At 66.5% G+C, this 18940-nt stretch carries 18 protein-coding genes; 8 read left to right on the plus strand and 10 right to left on the minus strand.

Features of this window, described 5'->3' with window-relative positions:
- Positions 1-7: 7 nt before the first annotated feature.
- Both NMQ09_RS01730 and serA read right to left on the minus strand, forming a co-directional pair.
- Complete coding sequence (locus NMQ09_RS01730; RefSeq protein ID WP_255192731.1) at positions 8-787, minus strand: alpha/beta fold hydrolase; 780 nt, start codon at positions 785-787, stop codon at positions 8-10.
- A 49-nt stretch (positions 788-836) separates the two neighbouring features.
- Positions 837-2420 carry a phosphoglycerate dehydrogenase gene (gene serA / locus NMQ09_RS01735; protein WP_255192732.1) on the minus strand — a complete coding sequence of 528 codons (1584 nt, stop codon included), beginning with the start codon at positions 2418-2420 and terminating at the stop codon, positions 837-839.
- Positions 2421-2537: 117 nt separating this feature from the next.
- Between serA and NMQ09_RS01740 the strand changes: the two genes are divergently transcribed.
- The 3 genes from NMQ09_RS01740 (at position 2538) to NMQ09_RS01750 (ending at position 7493) form a co-directional block, all read left to right on the plus strand.
- A complete protein-coding gene (locus NMQ09_RS01740; RefSeq protein ID WP_255192733.1) occupies positions 2538-4490 on the plus strand; it encodes an acetate--CoA ligase in 1953 nt (650 codons plus the stop codon).
- 117 nt (positions 4491-4607) lie between these two features.
- Positions 4608-7217, plus strand: coding sequence for a heavy metal translocating P-type ATPase (locus NMQ09_RS01745; RefSeq protein WP_255192734.1), 2610 nt, complete (start codon positions 4608-4610; stop codon positions 7215-7217).
- Positions 7218-7271: 54 nt separating this feature from the next.
- Positions 7272-7493 (plus strand): hypothetical protein, encoded by a 222-nt coding sequence (locus tag NMQ09_RS01750; protein ID WP_255192735.1) that lies wholly within the window; start codon positions 7272-7274, stop codon positions 7491-7493.
- 3 nt (positions 7494-7496) lie between these two features.
- Here the strand turns inward: NMQ09_RS01750 and NMQ09_RS01755 are convergent, their stop codons facing one another.
- Positions 7497-8315 carry a stage II sporulation protein M gene (locus NMQ09_RS01755; protein ID WP_255192736.1) on the minus strand — a complete coding sequence of 273 codons (819 nt, stop codon included), beginning with the start codon at positions 8313-8315 and terminating at the stop codon, positions 7497-7499.
- Between the two features lie 234 nt (positions 8316-8549).
- Here NMQ09_RS01755 and NMQ09_RS01760 point away from each other — a divergent pair, with 234 nt between their 5' ends.
- A complete protein-coding gene (locus NMQ09_RS01760; RefSeq protein WP_255192737.1) occupies positions 8550-8870 on the plus strand; it encodes a winged-helix domain-containing protein in 321 nt (106 codons plus the stop codon).
- Between the two features lie 1170 nt (positions 8871-10040).
- Here NMQ09_RS01760 and fni read toward each other — a convergent pair.
- Complete coding sequence (fni, locus tag NMQ09_RS01765) at positions 10041-11096, minus strand: type 2 isopentenyl-diphosphate Delta-isomerase (RefSeq protein WP_255192738.1); 1056 nt, start codon at positions 11094-11096, stop codon at positions 10041-10043.
- A gap of 113 nt (positions 11097-11209) precedes the next feature.
- On the opposite strand from fni, the gene NMQ09_RS01770 reads away from it, so the two are divergent.
- A complete protein-coding gene (locus tag NMQ09_RS01770) occupies positions 11210-11626 on the plus strand; it encodes a hypothetical protein (protein ID WP_255192739.1) in 417 nt (138 codons plus the stop codon).
- A 31-nt stretch (positions 11627-11657) separates the two neighbouring features.
- Here NMQ09_RS01770 and NMQ09_RS01775 read toward each other — a convergent pair whose 3' ends face one another.
- From NMQ09_RS01775 to NMQ09_RS01785, 3 genes are all read right to left on the minus strand, one after another.
- The gene (locus NMQ09_RS01775; protein ID WP_255192740.1) at positions 11658-11945 is read right to left on the minus strand and encodes a hypothetical protein; all 288 of its coding nucleotides are present in this window, start codon (positions 11943-11945) and stop codon (positions 11658-11660) included.
- A gap of 100 nt (positions 11946-12045) precedes the next feature.
- Entirely contained in the window at positions 12046-13029 is a 984-nt protein-coding gene (locus NMQ09_RS01780; protein WP_255192741.1) for a permease, read from the minus strand.
- Positions 13026-13415 (minus strand): ArsR/SmtB family transcription factor, encoded by a 390-nt coding sequence (locus NMQ09_RS01785; RefSeq protein WP_255192742.1) that lies wholly within the window; start codon positions 13413-13415, stop codon positions 13026-13028. Before NMQ09_RS01785 ends, NMQ09_RS01780 begins: the two co-directional genes overlap by 4 nt.
- A 387-nt stretch (positions 13416-13802) precedes the next feature.
- On the opposite strand from NMQ09_RS01785, the gene NMQ09_RS01790 reads away from it, so the two are divergent.
- The gene (locus tag NMQ09_RS01790; protein WP_255192743.1) at positions 13803-15044 is read left to right on the plus strand and encodes a hypothetical protein; all 1242 of its coding nucleotides are present in this window, start codon (positions 13803-13805) and stop codon (positions 15042-15044) included.
- 22 nt (positions 15045-15066) lie between these two features.
- Here NMQ09_RS01790 and NMQ09_RS01795 read toward each other — a convergent pair whose 3' ends face one another.
- Both NMQ09_RS01795 and rpiA read right to left on the minus strand, forming a co-directional pair.
- On the minus strand, positions 15067-15513 hold the full coding sequence (locus tag NMQ09_RS01795) for a hypothetical protein (protein ID WP_255192744.1): 447 nt from the start codon (positions 15511-15513) through the stop codon (positions 15067-15069).
- A complete protein-coding gene (gene rpiA / locus NMQ09_RS01800) occupies positions 15510-16208 on the minus strand; it encodes a ribose-5-phosphate isomerase RpiA (protein ID WP_255192745.1) in 699 nt (232 codons plus the stop codon). Before rpiA ends, NMQ09_RS01795 begins: the two co-directional genes overlap by 4 nt.
- 161 nt (positions 16209-16369) lie before the next feature.
- Between rpiA and NMQ09_RS01805 the strand changes: the two genes are divergently transcribed.
- Both NMQ09_RS01805 and NMQ09_RS01810 read left to right on the plus strand, forming a co-directional pair.
- Positions 16370-17158: an ABC transporter ATP-binding protein gene (locus NMQ09_RS01805; RefSeq protein WP_255192746.1), complete on the plus strand. Its 789-nt coding sequence runs from the start codon at positions 16370-16372 to the stop codon at positions 17156-17158.
- The gene (locus NMQ09_RS01810) at positions 17158-18420 is read left to right on the plus strand and encodes an ABC transporter permease (protein WP_255192747.1); all 1263 of its coding nucleotides are present in this window, start codon (positions 17158-17160) and stop codon (positions 18418-18420) included. The genes NMQ09_RS01805 and NMQ09_RS01810 overlap by 1 nt, the downstream gene beginning before the upstream one ends.
- A 2-nt stretch (positions 18421-18422) precedes the next feature.
- On the opposite strand, the gene NMQ09_RS01815 is transcribed toward NMQ09_RS01810, so the two are convergent.
- The gene (locus tag NMQ09_RS01815) at positions 18423-18935 is read right to left on the minus strand and encodes a DUF5518 domain-containing protein (protein WP_255192748.1); all 513 of its coding nucleotides are present in this window, start codon (positions 18933-18935) and stop codon (positions 18423-18425) included.
- Positions 18936-18940 lie beyond the last annotated feature (5 nt).

An 18940-nucleotide genomic window follows, 5' to 3' on the forward strand; every position in this document is an offset into this window, starting at 1 on the left:
TCACCCGCTAGTCGATCGCGTGTTCCTCGAGGAAGCCCGCCAGCCGATCGTTCACGATCCGCGAGTGTTCGACGTACGCGAGGTGACCCGCCCCCTCGAGCGGTTCGAACGTCCCGCGGGGCAGCGAATCGGCGAGTTCCCGACCCGACTCGAGGGGGACGAGTTCGTCGGCCGTCCCGTGACAGACGAGCGTCGGCTGGGTGACCTCGTAGCCCCAGTCGGTCGCGTCGAAGCCCTCGAGGGCGCCGACCTGTGCCTCCCAGCCGTCTCGTGTGGCGTCGCCGTCGGCCCGCCAGTCGACGATTCCCTCGAGGACCTCGGGCTGTTCTGCGCGGAACTCGGCGGAGAAGGCGTGCTCGAGCGACTCGCGAAGCGCCTCGCGATCCTCGGGCGGGGCGAACAGGGGTTCGAGGTCGAACGCGGGTTCTCGAACGCCGGTGCCGAACAGCGTGAGCGTCTCGATCCGATTCGACGTCTGGGCGGCCTCGAGCGCGACGGCGCCGCCCAGGCCGGCGGCGACGACGTGGGCCGAGCGCGCGCCGTAGTCGGCGAGGACGGCCTCGAGGTCCGCGGCGAGCGTCGCCCGGCTGTAGGGCCCCGCCGGGGCGTCCGAGCGGCCGGTTCCACGGGGGTCGTAGACGATCGCCTCGTGGGGGCCGGCGAGGGCGGCGTGTTGCCAGCCCCAGGACCAGCCGCCGAGGCCGGCGTCGGCGACGAACGCGACGGGGTCGCCCTCGCCGACGGCCTCGTAGTACAGCGAGACGCCGCGGTTCGTTGCGGTGGGCATACTGGAGTCGAGGACGGCGGCGAAAACGACGGTTTCGGTTCGTGTCGCGTTACTGGCCGTTGAGCGTGATGTAGCGCACGCCGATGATCCGCTCGTCGGCCTCGAGGTCGGCTTTCGCGCTCTCGGGGACGTCGCTGTCGACGTTGTAGACGGTGAGCGCTTCGCCGCCGTGGGTTTCGCGGGCGTTGAACATGCCGGCGATGTTGACGTCGTGGTCGCCCATCACGGTGCCGATGAGGCCGATGACGCCGGGTTCGTCCGTGTTGCGCGTGATGACCATCTTGCCGTGGGGGATGGCGTCGACGCGGTAGCCGTCGATGCGGACGATTCGGGGGTCGTCGCCGGCGAAGAGCGTGCCGTCGACGGAGACGTCGTCGTCGGCTCCGCTGACGGTCACGGAGACGAGGCTCTGGAAGTCCTCGGCCTGGCGCGTCTTGGACTCGGTGACGTCGACGCCGCGGTCGTCGGCGATCTGTGGGGCGTTGACGGCGTTGACCTGCCACTCGAGGGGCTCGAAGACGCCCTTCAGCGCCGAGGCGGTGACGAACTCGAGGTCTTCGTCGGCGATCTCGCCCTCGTAGGAGATCTCGACGCTCTCGATGCGACCGTCGAGCAGCTGGGCGGCGACCTTGCCCGCGGTTTCGGCGATGTTGATGTAGGGCTCGAGCCGGGGGAAGGCGGTCTCGTCGATCGAGGGGGCGTTGAGGGCGTTGGCGACGGGTTCCTCGGCGAGTGCGGCGACGACCTGCTCGGCCGTCGAGACGGCGACGTTCTCCTGGGCGGCCTCCGTCGACGCCCCCAGGTGGGGCGTGAGGATCGCGTCCTCGACCTCGAGCAGCGGCGAGTCTTCGGGGAGCGGTTCCTCGGCGAAGACGTCCAGTGCCGCGCCGGCGACGGTGCCGTCCTCGAGTTTCGCCGCGAGGGCGTCCTCGTCGACGATGCCGCCGCGGCCGACGTTGACGAGGTAGCCACCCTCGAGCGCGTCGAGTTCGGCCGCGCCGATCATGCCCTCGGTTTCGGGGGTCAGCGGCGTGTGGATCGTGAGGAAGTCGGCGCGGGAGAGACAGTCCTCGAGGTCGGCGAGTTCGGCGCCAAGACGGTCGGCGCGTTCCTGGCTGATGTAGGGGTCGAACGCGACCAGTTCCATGCCCAGCGAGTCGAGCTTCTTCGCGACCTCCTGGCCGACCCGGCCGAGGCCGACGATACCGAGAGTCTTGCCGTCGAGTTCGGCCCCGAGGAAGTCACCTTTGGCCCACTCGCCGGCCTTGAGGCGGACGTGTGCCTGCGGGATCGAGCGGGCGGCCGCGAACGTCATCGCGACGGTGTGTTCGGCCGCCGCCCGGACGTTGCCTTCCGGCGCGTTGGCGACGATAACCCCCTGGTCGGTAGCGGCGTCGATGTCGATGTTGTCGACGCCGATGCCAGCGCGACCGACGATGACGAGTTCCTCGGCGGCCTCGAGCACCTCCGCGGTAACCTCCGTCCCCGAGCGAACGATCAGCGCGTTCGCGTCGGCGATTGCCTCGAGGAGCGCGTCGCCCTCGAGGTCGTAGCCCGTTTCCACCTCGTAACCGGCGTCTCGAAGTACGTCAAGACCCGCGTCTGCGATGGGGTCTGTGACCAGCACCTTCATGGGCGAGAGACTGGCGTCGAGACGGTAAACCCTTCCGTTGTCCACAGATCTTATCGGTTCGACCAAAACGCTCATGACACTGTATGGCAGAGTTTTACGTTACTGTAACGCCCTCTCATGCGAAACGACAGTTCGGCTCGAATCAGACGGCAGCACGCGCCACCGGAGCCGTTCACGCGTACCGCGAACGTGGTCGACGACGCGGTGGACGAGCGTTTCGATCGGTCCTGGCCGACGTGCTGGGGGGAGGCCGCGGCGTTGCTCGAGTGGATAGAGCCGTACGACGACGTCCTCGGCGACGCGGATGCGCCGTTTTCCCGGTGGTTCGTCGGTGGGGAGTTGAACGCCGCGGCGAACTGCGTCGACCGTCACGTCGAGAACGGACGGAAAAACCAGGTGGCGCTGCGGTGGATCGGCAAGCGAGGAGAGCAGCGAACGTACACCTACCTCGACCTCGAGCGGGAAGTGTCTGCGCTGGCGGCGGGACTCTCCGAGCTCGGCGTGGGCGAGGACGACGTCGTGACGATCTACCTGCCGTCGCTACCCGAGTTGCCGATCTCGATGCTCGCGTGTGCGCGCATCGGTGCGCTGCACAACGTCGTCTTCTCGGGGTTCGCCCCCGACGCGCTCGTGAGACGGATGGCGGCGACCGACTCGAGTGCGCTGATCACCTGTGACGGCTTCTACCACCGGGAGACGGCGATCAACCAGAAGCGAAAGGCCGACACCGCCCTCCACGCGCTCGACGCGTCGATCCCGACCGTGGTCGTCGACCGGCTGGGCGACGACCACGAGCCGGCGCTCGACGAGAACCAGGTCGTCTACAGCGACTTGCTCGCTGAGTACGAGAGGACGACCGTCCCGCCGGTTCCCCGCGCGGCCGACGATCCGCTGTTCGTCATCCACACGTCCGGCACGACGGGCGAGCCGAAGAAACTCACCCACGTCACCGGCGGCTACCTCGCGGGAGCGGCCTGGACGGCCCACGCCGTCCTCGACCTCGAGCCCGGAAACACGATCCTGTGTACTGCCGACGCCGGCTGGATCACCGGCCACACCTACATCGACTACGGGCCGCTGGCGCTGGGCGCGACGGTGCTGCTGTTCGAGGGGACGTTTCGCTACCCGGATCGCCACCGGCCGTGGGAGCTGATCGAACGCCACGCCGTCGACGTCTTCTACACCAGCCCCGGCCTGATCCGGACGTTCATGAAGTGGGGGCCGGAGTACCCGGCCGCCCACGACCTCTCCTCGTTACGCCTGCTGGCGACCGTCGGCGAGCCGATCGGTCCGGACACCTGGGAGTGGTTCTACACCCACGTCGGCCGCGAGCGCTGCCCAGTCGTCGACACCTGGTGGCAGACCGAAACCGGCGCCATCACGATCACGACCCTGCCCGGCGTCCGTGAGATGAAGCCGGGCTCGGTCGGGCCACCGCTGCCGGGGATGGACGTCGCCGTCGTCGACGAGGACGGCGATCCCGTCGCCACCGGGGAAACCGGCTACCTGACGCTCACCCGGCCCTGGCCGTCGATGGCCCATCCCGACGAGGCCGACCGGGAGGCGTTCCTCAAGGAGTACTACGAGCGGTTCTCCGACCCCGAGGCCGACGAGTGGCACTACTTCACCGGCGACCGGGCGCGGATGGACGACGACGGCTACGTCACGATCGTCGGCCGGGTCGACGACGTCCTCACCGACGGCAGCTACCGCCTCGGTCGGGCGGAACTCGAGTCGGCCGTCATGGCCGTCGACGGCGTTACCGAAGCTGCGGTCGTCGGCGGCACCGACGGGATGGGTGACCTCTCGGTGTTCGCCACCGTCGAACAGGGGCGGGACGACCACGAGGCGCTCCGGGAGGCGATCGACGACGCGATCGCCACGCGGATCGGGTCGTTCGTTCGACCGACTGACGTCGTCTTCACCCCGGAACTCCCCGAGACCCACTCCGGGAAGACGATGTACCGCGTGCTCGAGCACGTCGTCGGCGAGAAATCCCTCGAGAAGACCGACGTGCTGCGAAATCCCGAGATCGTTGGCGAACTCTCGGCGATCCGTGACACTGAATGACAGTTCTAATTATCCGCATCTAGCTCCCCCGATATCTTACTTTCAAAAATATACGCCGAATCGTTTGCAGTATCGAAGGCAGAACTCGCTTGAATGGGGAGTCCCTAGAAGTACTCGATGACGACCAGACGGGCGCACGTCGAGATTACGGGCATGTCGTGTGCGACTTGCTCGGGAGCCGTCGAGGACGCCCTCGAGGGGCTCGAAGGCGTGGAGTCGGCGAGTGCCAACTTCGCGACCGACGAGGGGACGGTCGAGTACGATCCCGAGGAGACCTCGCTGTCTGAGATTTACGACGCCATCGAGGCCGCGGGTTACGAGGCCGCCTCGGAATCCCGGACGATTACGGTTCTCGGAATGTCGTGTGCGACCTGCTCCGGTGCGGTAGCCGACGCGCTCGAGGACGTCCCGGGCGTGGTTCGCGCGGACGTGAACTTCGCGTCGGACGAGGCCCAGGTCACGTATAATCCGGTCGACGTCTCGCGCCGGGACCTGTACGACGCGATCGAAGAATCGGGGTACGAACCCGTCCGCGAGGACGACGGGAACGGAGACGAGGGCGGCCGCGAGCGAGCGATCGAGGGCGAACTCCGCCGCCACCGTCGGCTCGTGATCGGCGGCGGGCTGCTCACGCTACCGTTCGTGCCGATGATGATCGACATGGTGCTCGAGGCCCTCGGGATGGCGTCGCCGATCCCGATGGCGATCGCCCACCCGCCGGGCTGGCTCGAGTTCGTCCTCGCGACGCTCCTGATGGCCACGCTCGGAAAGGAGTTCATCGTCGGTGCGTGGCGGGCGTTCTCCCACGACCGGCGGGCGAACATGGACACGCTGGTCGCGATGGGGACCTCGGCGGGCTACGTCTACAGTACGGCGGTCCTCGGCGGCCTGATCGTCAGCGAGGGCTTTTACTTCGAGGCCGTCGCGTTCATCCTCTGGTTTATCACCCTCGGCAACTGGCTCGAGGTCCGCTCGAAGGCCCGCGCCGGTAACGCCCTTCGCGAACTCCTGCAGATGGAGGCCGACGAGGCGACCGTCGTGGTCGACGGGGAAGAGCAACAGGTGGCGCTCGAGGACGTCCAGGTCGGCGACGTGCTCAAGGTGCGTCCGGGCGAGAAGATCCCGACCGACGGGGTCGTGCTCGAGGGCCAGAGCGCCGTCGACGAGTCGATGCTGACGGGTGAATCGGTCCCCGTCGAGAAGGGCGCTGGCGACGAGGTCGTCGGCACCACGGTGAACCAGAACGGCGTGCTCCTCGTGGAAGCAACGAAAGTCGGCTCCGAGACCGCGATCCAGCAGCTCGTCGAGCGGGTCAAGGAAGCCCAGTCGCGCCAGCCCGAGATCCAGCGGCTCGTCGACCGAGTGAGCGCCTACTTCGTCCCCGCGGTGATCGTCAACGCGGTGGTCTGGGCGACCCTCTGGTTCGCGTTTCCCGAACAGCTCTACGCGGTCGCGAGCGCGCTCCCGCTGTGGGAACCCGTTGGCGGCGGCCCGGTCGTCGGCGGCGTCCCCGTCCTCGAGTTCTCCGTCGTCGTCCTCGCGTCGGCGCTGCTCATCGCCTGCCCCTGCGCGCTCGGGCTGGCGACGCCCGCCGCGACGATGGTCGGCTCGACGCTTTCCGCCACGAACGGCGTGCTCTTCAAGGGCGGCGACGTGCTCGAACAGGTCCGCGGGATCGACACCGTCGTCTTCGACAAAACGGGAACCCTGACCCACGGCGAGATGGTCCTGACCGACGTCGTGACGCTCGAGGGCGGCGCAGCGACCGACGGCGGCACGGCGACCGACGGCGGCGTCCTCGTCGAGCGCGAGGAGGACCTCGAGTCGTACGTCTTAGGCGCAGCCGCGACCGCCGAATCGGGCTCGGAACACCCGATCGCCCAAGCGATCGTCGAGGGGGCCGAAGAACGCGGCGTCGACCTCGGCGACGTTCGCGAGTTCGAGAACGTCCCCGGCCACGGCGTGCGTGCCGAGACCGACCGCGGGACGGTGCTCATCGGCCGGCGGAAGCTGCTCGATGACGCGGGGATCGACCCCGAACCGGCCGAGGAGGCGCTGGCGCGACTCGAGGCCGAGGGGAAGACCGCGATCACGGTCGCGATCGACGGTGAGCTCCTCGGGGTGCTCGCGGTGGCCGACGAGGTCCGCGAGAGCGCCAGGGAGACCGTGGCGGCGCTTCGCGACCGCGGGGTCGAGGTCGTGATGCTCACCGGCGACAACGAGCGGACGGCGCGGGCCGTCGCCGAGGAGGTCGGCATCGACGCCGAGAACGTCCGTGCGGAGGTGCTCCCCGAGGACAAGGCCGACCACGTCGACGCGCTCCAGGCAGACGGGAGCCGCGTGATGATGGTCGGCGACGGCGTCAACGACGCCCCCGCGCTCACGGCCGCCCAGGTCGGCGTCGCCATCGGCTCGGGCACCGACGTCGCCATCGAATCCGCCGACGTGACCCTGATGCGCGACGACCCCGCCGACGTCCTCAAGGCCGTCCGGATCTCCGAGGCGACGATCTCGAAAGTGCGCCAGAACCTGTTCTGGGCGTTCGTCTACAACACGACGCTGATCCCCATCGCCTCGCTCGGCCTCCTGAACCCCGCGCTGGCAGGGCTGGCGATGGCCACCTCGAGCGTGAGCGTGATGACGAACAGCTTAGCGTTCGCGGCGTACGACCCCCACGAGGACTACACGCCCTGGCTGCTGAAGCCACTGGCGTGGCTCCGCGGCTGAAACGTCACGGTTGATCGACAGGTATTTTCCGCGCGATCACCTCCTTTCGGGCCGATGGACGACGAACTCGAGGCGCGCCTCGACCGGATCGAACGCCGACTCGAGCGAATCTACGCGCTGCTCATGTTCATCGCCCTCTGCCTGGCCGTATTGGGCGTCGTGCTGATCGCGCTGGCGCCGATCTCCACGCTGGACATCCTCGTGCTCCTCGCCATCGGGGCGATCGTGATCGTCGCGTTCACACGCCGTGAATCCGTGCTGGCGAGCGCCCGGTGACGATCAGCCGACGACGAACGGGACGACGACCGCCGCGGCGGGCGCTTCCTCGAGTCGCGCGGCGAACAGGGCGTCGAGCAACGCGGGCGTGAGGTAGGCCTCGACGAACGCCGCGACGACGAGCAAGAGCCAGGCGAAGACGACAAGGACGGCCGTCCGCGAGAGGTACGCTTTCGTCACGAACGCCTCGCGCGAGCCGAGGATGCGCTGTCCGAAGCGATGGACCAGCCGGAAACCGACGCCGGCGGCGACGAACAGCGCGGGGAGTTCGAAGATGCCGTGGGGGAGCAAGCCGACGAGGATGAAGTCGACGCCGACGACCGCCGCCATCGAGAGGGCGATGTTACCGATGAGTAGGCCGTTCACCAGCATGATGATCGCCGTGAACAGGCCGAGCGTGATCGCGCCGGCGATCGAGAACAGGAACGGCGGCGTGTTCTGGACGACGAAAAAGGTCGCCGTCAGCTCGAGTTCGAACTCCTCCCCGGGGTCCTCGGGGGCGAACTCCTCGCCGAGGGCCTCGAGGAACAGTTCGGTGAGGTCGATCCCCGCGGCGAGAAGCGCGGCGCCCAGGAGCCCGCCGAACGCGAACAGGCCGACCGAGAAGTAGACGTAGGGGCGGTGTTCGGCCCAGGCCCCAGCGAGGCGGTCGGGGACGGCGACGACGAGCGCCGCGGCGACGATCCCAACGCCGACGGCACCGACGGCGACGTCGACCAGACCCGGGCCGAGCAGCGCGACGAGACTCGTTGCGGACGCCACGACGACGGTGAGAAGCGCCACGACGAGCCAGTTTCGCGGGGGGATCGGACGATCGTCCATGCTCGAGGTACGGTCAAACGGCGGATAAATCCGCCGACTGCGGAAGCGAGCGGGCGGTTCGAGCGCGCTCGACCCTCGACGTTCGGTCGACAACGTTCTGTATTCAGAAACGCACAGAAATAAATCAGGTAGTCGGTAATTTCATGTGCATACTGCGCTGGAGATCTATCAAGCTCACTTGGCCCGGTTTGTACGAGCCAAACGGTTATGTGCGGCTACCACGTCAGTAGGACTATGAGCCAAGGACGTGATGATGCGGGCCGATTTGAGGAGTCTGTTACCGAACAAGAGATTCTCAAAGTATTCGACTACGAGGATGATCCAGTCCTCACAGCGCCAGAAGTTGCTGACGGCCTTCGGCGGTTTGGGAAACAAATCACCCCTGAAGGGGTCCGAAACCGGCTTGGGGAGATGGACGAGAAAGGACTCGTCAGTCGGAAAAAGCTCGGTGCAAGAGCTGTGGGGTGGTGGGCAGAGGTTGCCCCTGAGCTGGATTCTAGCACTGCCAAAACGATCGACTCAAGAAAGGAGTCTGACGAGTGGGAGGAATTGTAGCGATATATGGCGACCGTGCATTCGTCTTTAGCTAAGACTGCTGGTTATACTCCGTGGCAGAATTATGCTTAATGGTATTAGTCGAACGAATCTAGCGGCTGAACCGCTGATGCGGCTGAGAGTCAACAGTACAGATAATGCAGAGACTGCTTTTTCGCCCCGCAGCGGTCGTATACTGACGAAACCCACCTCCAAAACGGTGTTATTCGGTATTACTCTGAGTATTAGCTAAAGACGGATGGGCGACCGTGTTGTTGCATCCAGATGTGGAGAAGGAGCTGCAATCTCTTCCAAACGATATCGAGGATCGAATTCGAGCGAAATTGACTGAGGCCGGCAAGAATCCAGACCGGCATCTCAAACCGCTCAAAGGACGAGATGAATATTCGCTTCGCATTGGGAAACGACGAGCAATCGTCGATTGGGTCAAAGAACAGAACGAACTTCGAGTACTGGAACTCGATACTCGAGACACAGTATATCAGTAGTACAGTCAATTGGAGCCTTGATGCGGTCACTACACGTGCAAACTGAACGTTCGAGGGAGTTAGCTTTCTGTAACGGAAATTGTGAACTCTTCTGTCACCGATTCGGCGTCGATATCGTCGTCAGCATAGACTGTTACTTCGTAACTGTACTCACCCGATTCGGCGTCTTCGGTAGACGTAACTGGAAACTCGCCTTCAACAGACGATCGGCCTGACCAAAGCCAGATTTGGGGATAAGAATCGAGAATAGTATCCGGTGGTGGAGACCAATCATGGTCATTTGCGTCAATGGTAACGGCATCTGTATCGGGCAGTGTAAGGGTAACTCCAGCGACTTCAGTTGCTTCTATAGTCAGTGCTACTTCGTCGCCAGGTACGAGTTCAGGCTCATTGTGTGTTATAGCCGGTGACCAACCGCTGTTTCCACTTATCGGTCCACCTCCAGAATTCAGGCAGCCACCCGTCAGAATTACCACTGCACCCAAGCCTGTTGTAAGATACCATCGCCTATTCATGTCTACAGTTTTAGATACGTATCCCGATAAGCGTATGCTTAGCTCAAATGGCGCTTGTAGCCAAATCTCACGCTATGTCCTTCACCTGTATTGAACGCTGGCTTCACAGTTAGTTCCGAGTGAAAAACCGCAGTACCAACACCGCAGTACCAACCACGGTAGCGATCCTACCGCTGCTCGAGGTACGCCTGCGTCCGACCGAGAACGACGTAGTCCGTCTGCTGGAGGTCAGCGACCGACGCCGAGCCGGTGACGAACATCGCCGTGGTGAGCTCGAGGCGGAGGTCCTCGATCAGTTCGACGACGGCGTCGACGCCCTGCCCGGCGGGACTCAGGAAGGGTTTGGCGAGTCCACCCGCCTGCGCGCCGAGGGCGATGGCCTTCGCGACGTCGAGCCCCGAGCGGACGCCGCCGCTGGCGATGACGGTGTCGTGAACCGCCGCGGCCTCGAGCGTGCTGACGGCCGTTGGGACGCCCCAGGCGCGAAACAGCTGGCCGACTTTCTCCTGCCGGGTGGCCCCAACGGCCGCGGCGCGGTAGGACTCGATGCCCGACCACGTCGTGCCGCCCTTGCCGGCGGTGTCGATCGCGTCGACGCCCGCCTCGGCGAGCCGTTCGGCCGTCTCCCGCGAGATGCCGTTGCCCGTCTCCTTGACGATCACCGGGACGCTCAACTCCGAGGCGACGCGCTCGATCTCGCGTAGGCAGCCGCGAGCGTCGACGTCGCCCTCGGGCTGGACGGCCTCCTGGAGGAAGTTCAGGTGGATCGCCATCGCGTCGGCCTCGATCATCTCGACGGCTCGCTCGACGTCGCCGACGTCGTACTCGAGCAACTGCGCCGCGCCGACGTTGCCGTAGAGGAAGGCGTCGGGGCCGGCGTCGCGGACGACGGTGTAGGACTCGAGGAGGTCGGGATCGTCGAGCTCGAGGCCGGCGCGCTGGCTGCCGACGCCCATCGCGATGCCCGTCTGCTCGGCTGCGGCGGCGAGGTTCCGGTTGATCTTCGTCGTGTTCGGATGCCCGCCGGTCATGCTCTCGATGACGATCGGCGCGGCCAGCTCGTGACCGAAGAGGTCGATCGAGGTGTCGATCTCGTCCCGATGGATCTCGGGCAGCGCCTCGTGGACCAGTTCGACGTCCTCGAATCCGGTCCCGGTGGTCTCGACGTCTTCTTCCTGAATGATGCGTATGTGGTCGTCTTTCCGGTCGGATGTTTCGGGCATCTCGTACCTCTCTACTTCGCCCTCCGAATGCAGGAGGTGAAAAGCTGTCCATTCCGGTCGGCTCGACCGGAATTGGGCCACACGCTTTTGCGAACGGCCGGCGAACGGCGGCCATGCTCCGTCCCCTGTTCGTCGTCGTCGGCCTCCTCGAGGCTGCGTTTCCGGATCGACTCGTCGCGCGCGCGGAGCGCTGGGCGTTCGAGAACCCCGACGACGCCCGACTGCGGCCGTGGACCATCCCGATGGCCCGCCTCGAGGGGCTCGCGTTCGCCTGGATCGGCCTGCGCGACGGGGTTCAACCCGAGTCCGTCGCCCGGCTGCTCGGTCCCCTCGGCGTTCTGATGTGCCTGTTTCCCCGGCAGATCCTCGCGTTCGCGCTCGCGAGCGCCTACGAGAATCCCGAGGAGATTGAGCCGAAGCCGTGGGTCGGTCCCGTTACTCGAGGGATCGGCGCGTGCTACGTCGTGCTGGCGCTGTTCTCGCGTCGGGCCGGAGAGCCTCGAGCGGACGAGTCGTCACGGGCCGGTTGAACGCGAGCCGGTTGAACGCGCGTCCAGGTCGTTACTGGCGAACGCCGTGCCAGTGGTCGATAAGCAACACACCCGTGCGAACGAGTGCGTAGAGGCCAGCGGTGACGACGGCCATCGGGACGACGGCCCCCGAGAGCGTCCCGGGAACGCCGGTGAAAAACACGGGATCGAAGCCGAACAGTCGGATCGGGGCCGTCAGGAGCGCCACCAGGATCCCGATCGCGAACACGGCGACGACCCAGAAGAGGAGGATACCGAGGACGATCGACGCCTCCGTGAGCGCCCATCGGAGACGGCCGCGGGGTGTGGGAGGGAGCATGAGCGAAACATTCAGACGAATCGAAATAAATCGGTCGAACTATCACTCGAGCAAAGACGTCGCGCCGATTCGATCGACGGCCGACGGGCGAGCCGAACCGCTAGGCGATCGTCCCGACGAACGCGTTGAACGTCAGCCCGACGGTGATCCCGGTGGCGACGACGGTCGCGACGTACACCGCGAGCAGCCGCCACTCGAACAGCTTGTTGAGCAGGATCAGGTTCGGGATGCTGACGCCCGCACCGCCGATGACGAACGCGAGCACCGTTCCGATCGGGATGCCCTGGTCGGCCAGTGCCGCCGCGATCGGAAGCATCCCGCTGATGCTCACGTACAGCGGCGCGCCGGCCAGTGCCGCGAGCGGGACGGCGAAGGGATTCTCGGGGCCGGCCACCCGGTGAAGCAGCGTCTGGGGCACCGCACCGTGGATCAGCGCACCGATCGCGACCCCCAGGAGGAGATACGGGAGCGTCTCCCAGAAGAAGGACAGCGCCCCGCGACCGGCCGTTCCGATCCGATCGCGGTGGCTCCGATCGGCCGGCCCCACGGGACGCGAACAGCTTCCACCCTCGCCGCCACAGGTCGGAGACCCGCCGTCGGTGGTGATCGTCCGGTTCCCCGCCGTCACCTGGACGTCCTTGACGTAGCGCTCGAGGGCGAGCGAGTCGATGACGAGGCCGCCGACGACCGCGGCCAGCAGGGCCGCGAGAACGTAGGCGACGGTCACCTCGAGGCTGAACAGCCCGAGCAGCAGGAAGACGGCGATCCAGTTGACGATCGGCGAGGCGAGCAGGAACGAGAAGGCGAGCCCGAGCGGCGCACCCGCCCCGAGCAGCCCGGCGAGGACGGGCACGGTCGAGCACGAACAGAAAGGCGTCACGGCACCGAGTCCGGCGGCCGCAACGTTGCCCGAGCCGCGGTTGCGCTTGCGAAGAAACGCCTCGACGCGTTCGGGCGGCAAATACTCCTGCGCGAGGCCGACGAGAAACGAGGCTCCGATAAACAGCGGGACGAGTATCGTCAGTAGATGCAGGAAGTACTCCCAGGAGTCGACCAGCGCGTCGGCAGGCAGTTCCGGAATCACGCCTCATCACCCGTCGTCTCGAGCGCCTCGGCTAAGTCGAGCAGCTGGAGCGTCGCCGTGTCGGCGATCCGGTAGTAGGTCCACTTGCCGGACTTGCGCGTGTGGACGAGCCCGACGTCACGCAGCCGACCGAGGTGGGAGGCGACCGTCGACTGGGGAGCGTCGAGGATCGCCTCGAGTTCGCAGGCACAGAGCTCGCCGTCGCGCAGCGCCTCGAGGATGCGGATGCGGTGGTCGTTCGCGAGCGCCTTGAACGCCCGCAGCTGGCGGTCCACCGACGCCTCGTCGACACGGCGGTCACGAAGCTCCGGCAGGCCACACGTCGCCCCATCTGCGAGTCGATCGAGGAGTTCGTCCTCGAGGTCGACGCCGTTGGCGTCTGCCATGGTCAGTCCCCAGATTCGGTTTCTTCGATCTGGACGTCACAGCAGCAGTCTCCGTCATCGTCGCTGCTGCCGGTAATCGCGTTCACGAGACGTCCAACGAGAGAGTTCGGCGACATACGAATCGTTATTATCCGATTCGTGTTAAGCGTTCCGATGGCGTGTCTGGACGGTCCTATCGGGAAAACCCCGGACTGCTGCACGCAGCGCGCACGCGTTCGAGGATTTAGACAATGCCGTTAGAACGGAACAGATCGATCGATATCGATTTGACTCGTTCCGAGACGAACGGGAGGATCGGCCGCGCGCCGCCAGGTTACCTCGAGGAAACCTACTAACCAACCGCCAGGTAACGGTTGTGTTGATGGACGGTCCTCGAGAAGAGAACGTATGCAATCGGAGCTGAATCGGCGGCGCTGTCTACAGGCGATTGGGACCTCCGTTCTCGCCGTGACGGCGGGGTGTACCGGCGGACTCCTCGACGATACGCTGCCGACCGACGGTGGGGTCGGCGACGGTGAGGGTAGCGGTGATGGAACAGACGGATCGGACACCTGGGTGCCTGGCCGGTTCGACCGGCCCGGCTACTACGCGTTCGAGGTCTACAACCAGCAGCAGGGATCGGGGACGCTCATCTGGGCGGTCGAACGCGTGGGCGAAGAGACCGCGACGATCACGGTCGACTACGACCACGGCGACGCCCAGTATCGCTCGACGCACACCGTCGACCAGGACGGGGCCGAACAGGAGCTGGCGACGACGCCGGTCTGGGCCCTGCTGATCCACACGATGTACGCGCCGGAGCTCCAGCAGTACAGCCAGGAGTCCCTCGAGGTCGGCGCCGGCTGGTCGGTGCCCACTCCAGAAGGGGAGTTCCGCTACGAGATCACGGGAACGAACACCCACGCTGGACTCGAGTGTTACGTCTCGGAGGTGCGACTCGGCGGCGACCTCATGCGCGAGACGTGCATCGCCCCGGACCACGGGATGGCACTGCATACGGCCGTCTACGACGGCGACGGGGAGGTCGCCTACAGCCAGACGCTCACCGAGTACCACGAGGAGGTCCCGGCAGAGTTCGGCGGCGGTGGAGCCGACGTCGAGCGCTGGAACGAACCCGTCGACTGGACGAACCTCCCGCAGACCGTCCCCGGCAGATACACGTACGACGTCGCGGGCGACGCCGTCGAGGACGGCTCGCTGGTGTGGGACTTCCTCGAAGACCACGGCAACGAGAAGACCGTCGAGATCAGCTACGAGCACGACGACGGCGTCTTCGAGACGACGATCACCGACAGCGGTCCGGCTGGGGCAGTCTTCGGAGAGCCCGACGCGCCGGAGTTCTTCGCTACGTACGGCGTCTCCGGCCCCGCCTTCGAGCTGCTGGCCCACCACCGGAACTCGATCGCCGTCGGCGATTCACTCGAGGCTGGCGGCGGCCGGTGGGAGGTCCACGATTCGGGGAGCCAGTTCGACGTCCTGACGTTCGATATCAGCGCGGAAGACGACGGGCGCACGCGCGAGCTTCGCGTCGCCCCGGAGCTTGCAGCCCCGGTGTCAGCCCGGCTGACCGACAGCGAAACCGGCGCCGTCCAGTACGACGTCGAGCTGGTCGACTTCGAACCGTACTAGATTCCTCCGTCGAATCCGTCGGTCACTCCGTTCCCCGTCCGTCCCAGAGATCCCAGATCGTCCACGGCTGGATTCCCCACTCGGCCTCGAACGCGGTCTTGAGGCCGTCACCGTACAGCGCGTCGTGGTCATCGTCACTTCCCTCGTCGACGAGCTGGGGGCCGTTGGCGAACGCGGCGTACAGTCGTCCGATGGCGGTGTCGCTGGTGTCGCTACACAGGGTGACGACGACGTACTGTGGCTCGTAGCGGTCGAACACCTGCTCGAGAAAGCCGCTCGAGTTCGGCTGCGTGAGGAGGTTCGTCTGTACGCCGACGGTCCGTCCGTCGACCCGGTGGTGACGGTACGCACCGTACTTCTCGCCGTAGCTATCGGGTTCACCAGGCGGCTCCGGCCACGAGTCGTCGACGTCCGAAGGGATCGCCGCTCGATCTGAGAAAACGAGGGTAAAGACCGTGTAGCCACTCATTTCCCGGCTCGGTACGTCCGTCGTTCGACGCCGTCTGCGGTCCCGACGTAGACCGCGTCCGCGAGCCCGACGAACAGGCCGTGCTCGAGGACGCCCGGGATCGCCGACAGGGACGTCGCCAGTTCGCCGGGCTCGTCGAGCTCGCCGAACGCGCAGTCGAGCACGAGGTTGCCGTTGTCGGTCACGACGGGGCCGTCCTTCCGTTCGGCCGCCCGCAGCTCGGGCTCGCCGCCCAGCTCCCGAACGCGGTCGGCAACGACGGGCCGTGCCGCCGGCAGCACTTCGACGGGAACCGGCCGCTCGAGCGTCTCGACCAGCTTCGAGGGGTCGGCGACGACGAGAAAGCGGTCGGCCGTCGCGTCGACGACCTTCTCGCGGGTGTGCGCCGCCCCGCCGCCTTTGATCAGGTCGCCCTCGGCCACCTGATCTGCGCCGTCGATCGCGAGGTCCACGCCGTCGACCTCCTCGAGCGTGGTCAACGGAATCCCGACCTCGATCGCGAGCTGTCGGGACTGATACGAGGTCGGGATGCCCCGAACCGCGAGCCCGTCTTCGACCGCCCGACCGATCGCCTCGATGGCGTAGGCGGCCGTCGACCCCGTCCCGAGTCCGACGACCATCCCGTCCTCGACCGCCTCGGCCGCACGCTCGCCGGCACGGCGTTTTGCCGCCTCGGATCCACCTTCGGTCTTCATGTGACGACGACGGTTCGGCTGGGGTAAAAAGGTGTAGACACGGACTCGAGGTGACGCTGGAGCCAGGAGGCAGGTGCCCAGGAGTCTGAGCGCGAGGCTGACGTTCTCCGCTCGTGACACTCGAGCGAACCCTTTTCAGCGGGCGAGCCTACCGGACGGCCATGAGCGATGCGGCGGAGACGGCGGTCGCGTTGACCGACGTCCGCAAAACGTATTACGTCGGCGAGCCGGTGCACGCCCTCGACGGCGTCACGCTCGAGATTCCGCGGGGGTCGTACACCGCGATCATGGGCCCGAGCGGCTCGGGCAAGTCGACGCTGATGAACCTCGTCGGCTGTCTCGACACGCCGACGGAGGGGGTGGTGGCGATCGACGGTCAGGAGGTGACTGCCCTGAGCGAGCGCGAGCGAACCCGGCTGCGCGGGCGGGAGGTCGGCTTCGTCTTCCAGACGTTCAACCTCATGCCCCGGCTTTCCACGCTCGAGAACGTCGCCCTCCCGCAACTCTTCCAGGACGTCGGCCAGGCCGACCGTCACGAGCGAGCCCGGGACCTGCTCGAGCGCGTCGGCCTCGGCGACCGGGCGGACCACCTCCCGAACGAGCTCTCGGGCGGCCAGCGCCAGCGGGTCGCCCTCGCCCGGGCGCTCGTGAACGATCCCGCCATCGTGCTGGCCGACGAGCCGACGGGTAACCTCGATACCGACACCGAGGCGTCGGTGCTCGACCTCTTCGAGTCGTTTCACGAGGCCGGGACCACGATGATCGTCGTCACCCACGAGCGCCACGTCGCCGAACGCGCCGAACGCGTCGTCCACTTACTCGACGGGCGGATCGAACGAATCGAGGAGCTCGAGGGGACTGGCCGGCCGACGCCAGGGGAGACGGACACCGCAGTCGACGGTTCCGGGGACGAAGGCGCGAATCAAGGTGAGACGGAGGCCGAGCGCTGATGCGGCCGCTCGAGTTTCTCAGACTCTCCTGGCGGTCGATCCGCGGCCACAAGCTGCGCTCCTCGCTGACGACGCTCGGGGTGATCATCGGAATCGCGGCGGTGATCGCCTTCGTCACCCTCGGGGCGAGCCTCCAGGCGGGGATCATCGGCGACATCAGCCCGGACGACCAGCGAAACCTCTACGGCTGGGCAGCCGACCCCGACGTCGAGGGTGGCCCGGCCGCGGGCGCCCAGCCGGTGTTCAGCGAGGCCGACCTCGAGGCGGTGAGCGACCTCGAGGCCGTCGAGGCGGCCTACGGCTACGGAACGATCCAGACCCAGGGGCTCACCTACGAGGGCGAGCAGGTGGCCCAAGGCGACGGCCTCGTCGCGTCGGGGCCGTCGTACATCCGGGAAGAACGCCTCAGCGAGGGGCGACAGTTCGACCCCGGCGAGCGCGAGGCGGTGATCAACCCCGCGGCGGCCGAGCGGTTCGAGGAGAACGTGACCGTCGGGGATGATCTCACCGTCACGCTACTCGGCGGCGAGCAGACCACAGTTGAGGTCGTCGGCATCACCGACACCTCCGAGGGACTGAGCCCGTTCGAGGGGTTCGAGTCCGCGCCGCGGCTCTACGTCCCCACGGACCCGTTCTATGCCGAGCAGACGGCCGGGCTGGGGATCGGCGACGAGGGCGGGGAAGGTGCCCGGTACATCGCGATCGTCGTCGAGGCCGAGTCGGCCGACGAGGCGGCGATCGACGACGCTCGAGAGAGCGCGACCGCCTACCTCGAGAGCGACGAGTCGGACGCCGGCGAACTCATGGGCGAGGAGCTCGCGGTCTCGATGCAGACGAGCACCGAACTCCTCCAGCAGCTGCAGGACATTCTCGACCTGTTGCAGAACTTCATCGTCGGCATCGCCGCCATCTCGCTGCTCGTTGGCTCGATCGGCATCGCGAACATCATGCTCGTCTCGGTGACCGAGCGGACCCGCGAGATCGGGATTATGAAGGCCGTCGGCGCGCAGAACCGCGACGTCCTCGGGCTGTTCCTGGCCGAAGCCGTTGTTCTGGGCATCGTCGGCGCGATCTTCGGGACGGCGCTCGGGTTGGCCGCGGGCTACGCAGGGGCGTGGTACATCGATCTCCCGCTGGTCTACCCCTACGAGTACGTCGCCCTCGCGATCGGCGTCGGCATCCTCGTGGGGATCCTCTCGGGGCTCTACCCGGCGTGGCGGGCCGCGAGAACGGACCCGATCGACGCGCTGCGCTATGAGTGAGCTCACTTCTCGAGTCGCTCCTCGTCCGCTTCCTCGTGCGATTCGTGCCACCTCGTCGGCTCCGGTTGAGACGTCGCTCGCGAGCGGCCCTGAAGTTCCGTTTCGGCCGGTGGCATCCGCATCGACTCGCGGGTATTGGCGTGTGACTCCGGATACTCGCGGGCGAGGTACGCGCCGAGATACCCCCCGAGGGCGGCCAGGCCGACGGTGTAAACCAGCACCATCGAGACGCCGAGCCCGAGCGCCAGCAACAAGAAGAGAAAGCCCTCGATCGGGAGTCCGGCAAATCCCAGGCCGAACCCCAGAAACCAGAGGGCGACGAACGCGAACAGTCCGATCGGGACGAACATGATCAGCCCAGCGAGGGCACCGGCGAGCGTCGCGTCACGGCCGTCGGGACCCTCCAGAAACCCGGTGACGACGCCGCCGATGACCGTCGAGAACGGGAGAAACGAGAGGACGACGCCGACGACCGCACCGACGAGCGCGGTGACGAACGTGTGGCGAGAGGCCATACGAC

The organism is Natronobeatus ordinarius (assembly GCF_024362485.1).
Classification (GTDB): Archaea; Halobacteriota; Halobacteria; order Halobacteriales; family Natrialbaceae; genus Natronobeatus; species Natronobeatus ordinarius.

Bases quoted from the DNA above. Each gene is read 5' to 3' on its own strand.
- NMQ09_RS01730 (WP_255192731.1), bottom strand. From the start codon at position 787: ATGCCCACCGCAACGAACCGCGGCGTCTCGCTGTACTACGAGGCCGTC.
- serA (WP_255192732.1), bottom strand. From the start codon at position 2,420: ATGAAGGTGCTGGTCACAGACCCCATCGCAGACGCGGGTCTTGACGTA.
- NMQ09_RS01740 (WP_255192733.1), top strand. From the start codon at position 2,538: ATGCGAAACGACAGTTCGGCTCGAATCAGACGGCAGCACGCGCCACCG.
- NMQ09_RS01745 (WP_255192734.1), top strand. From the start codon at position 4,608: ATGACGACCAGACGGGCGCACGTCGAGATTACGGGCATGTCGTGTGCG.
- NMQ09_RS01750 (WP_255192735.1), top strand. From the start codon at position 7,272: ATGGACGACGAACTCGAGGCGCGCCTCGACCGGATCGAACGCCGACTC.
- NMQ09_RS01755 (WP_255192736.1), bottom strand. From the start codon at position 8,315: ATGGACGATCGTCCGATCCCCCCGCGAAACTGGCTCGTCGTGGCGCTT.
- NMQ09_RS01760 (WP_255192737.1), top strand. From the start codon at position 8,550: ATGAGCCAAGGACGTGATGATGCGGGCCGATTTGAGGAGTCTGTTACC.
- fni (WP_255192738.1), bottom strand. From the start codon at position 11,096: ATGCCCGAAACATCCGACCGGAAAGACGACCACATACGCATCATTCAG.
- NMQ09_RS01770 (WP_255192739.1), top strand. From the start codon at position 11,210: ATGCTCCGTCCCCTGTTCGTCGTCGTCGGCCTCCTCGAGGCTGCGTTT.
- NMQ09_RS01775 (WP_255192740.1), bottom strand. From the start codon at position 11,945: ATGCTCCCTCCCACACCCCGCGGCCGTCTCCGATGGGCGCTCACGGAG.
- NMQ09_RS01785 (WP_255192742.1), bottom strand. From the start codon at position 13,415: ATGGCAGACGCCAACGGCGTCGACCTCGAGGACGAACTCCTCGATCGA.
- NMQ09_RS01790 (WP_255192743.1), top strand. From the start codon at position 13,803: ATGCAATCGGAGCTGAATCGGCGGCGCTGTCTACAGGCGATTGGGACC.
- NMQ09_RS01795 (WP_255192744.1), bottom strand. From the start codon at position 15,513: ATGAGTGGCTACACGGTCTTTACCCTCGTTTTCTCAGATCGAGCGGCG.
- rpiA (WP_255192745.1), bottom strand. From the start codon at position 16,208: ATGAAGACCGAAGGTGGATCCGAGGCGGCAAAACGCCGTGCCGGCGAG.
- NMQ09_RS01805 (WP_255192746.1), top strand. From the start codon at position 16,370: ATGAGCGATGCGGCGGAGACGGCGGTCGCGTTGACCGACGTCCGCAAA.
- NMQ09_RS01810 (WP_255192747.1), top strand. From the start codon at position 17,158: ATGCGGCCGCTCGAGTTTCTCAGACTCTCCTGGCGGTCGATCCGCGGC.
- NMQ09_RS01815 (WP_255192748.1), bottom strand. From the start codon at position 18,935: ATGGCCTCTCGCCACACGTTCGTCACCGCGCTCGTCGGTGCGGTCGTC.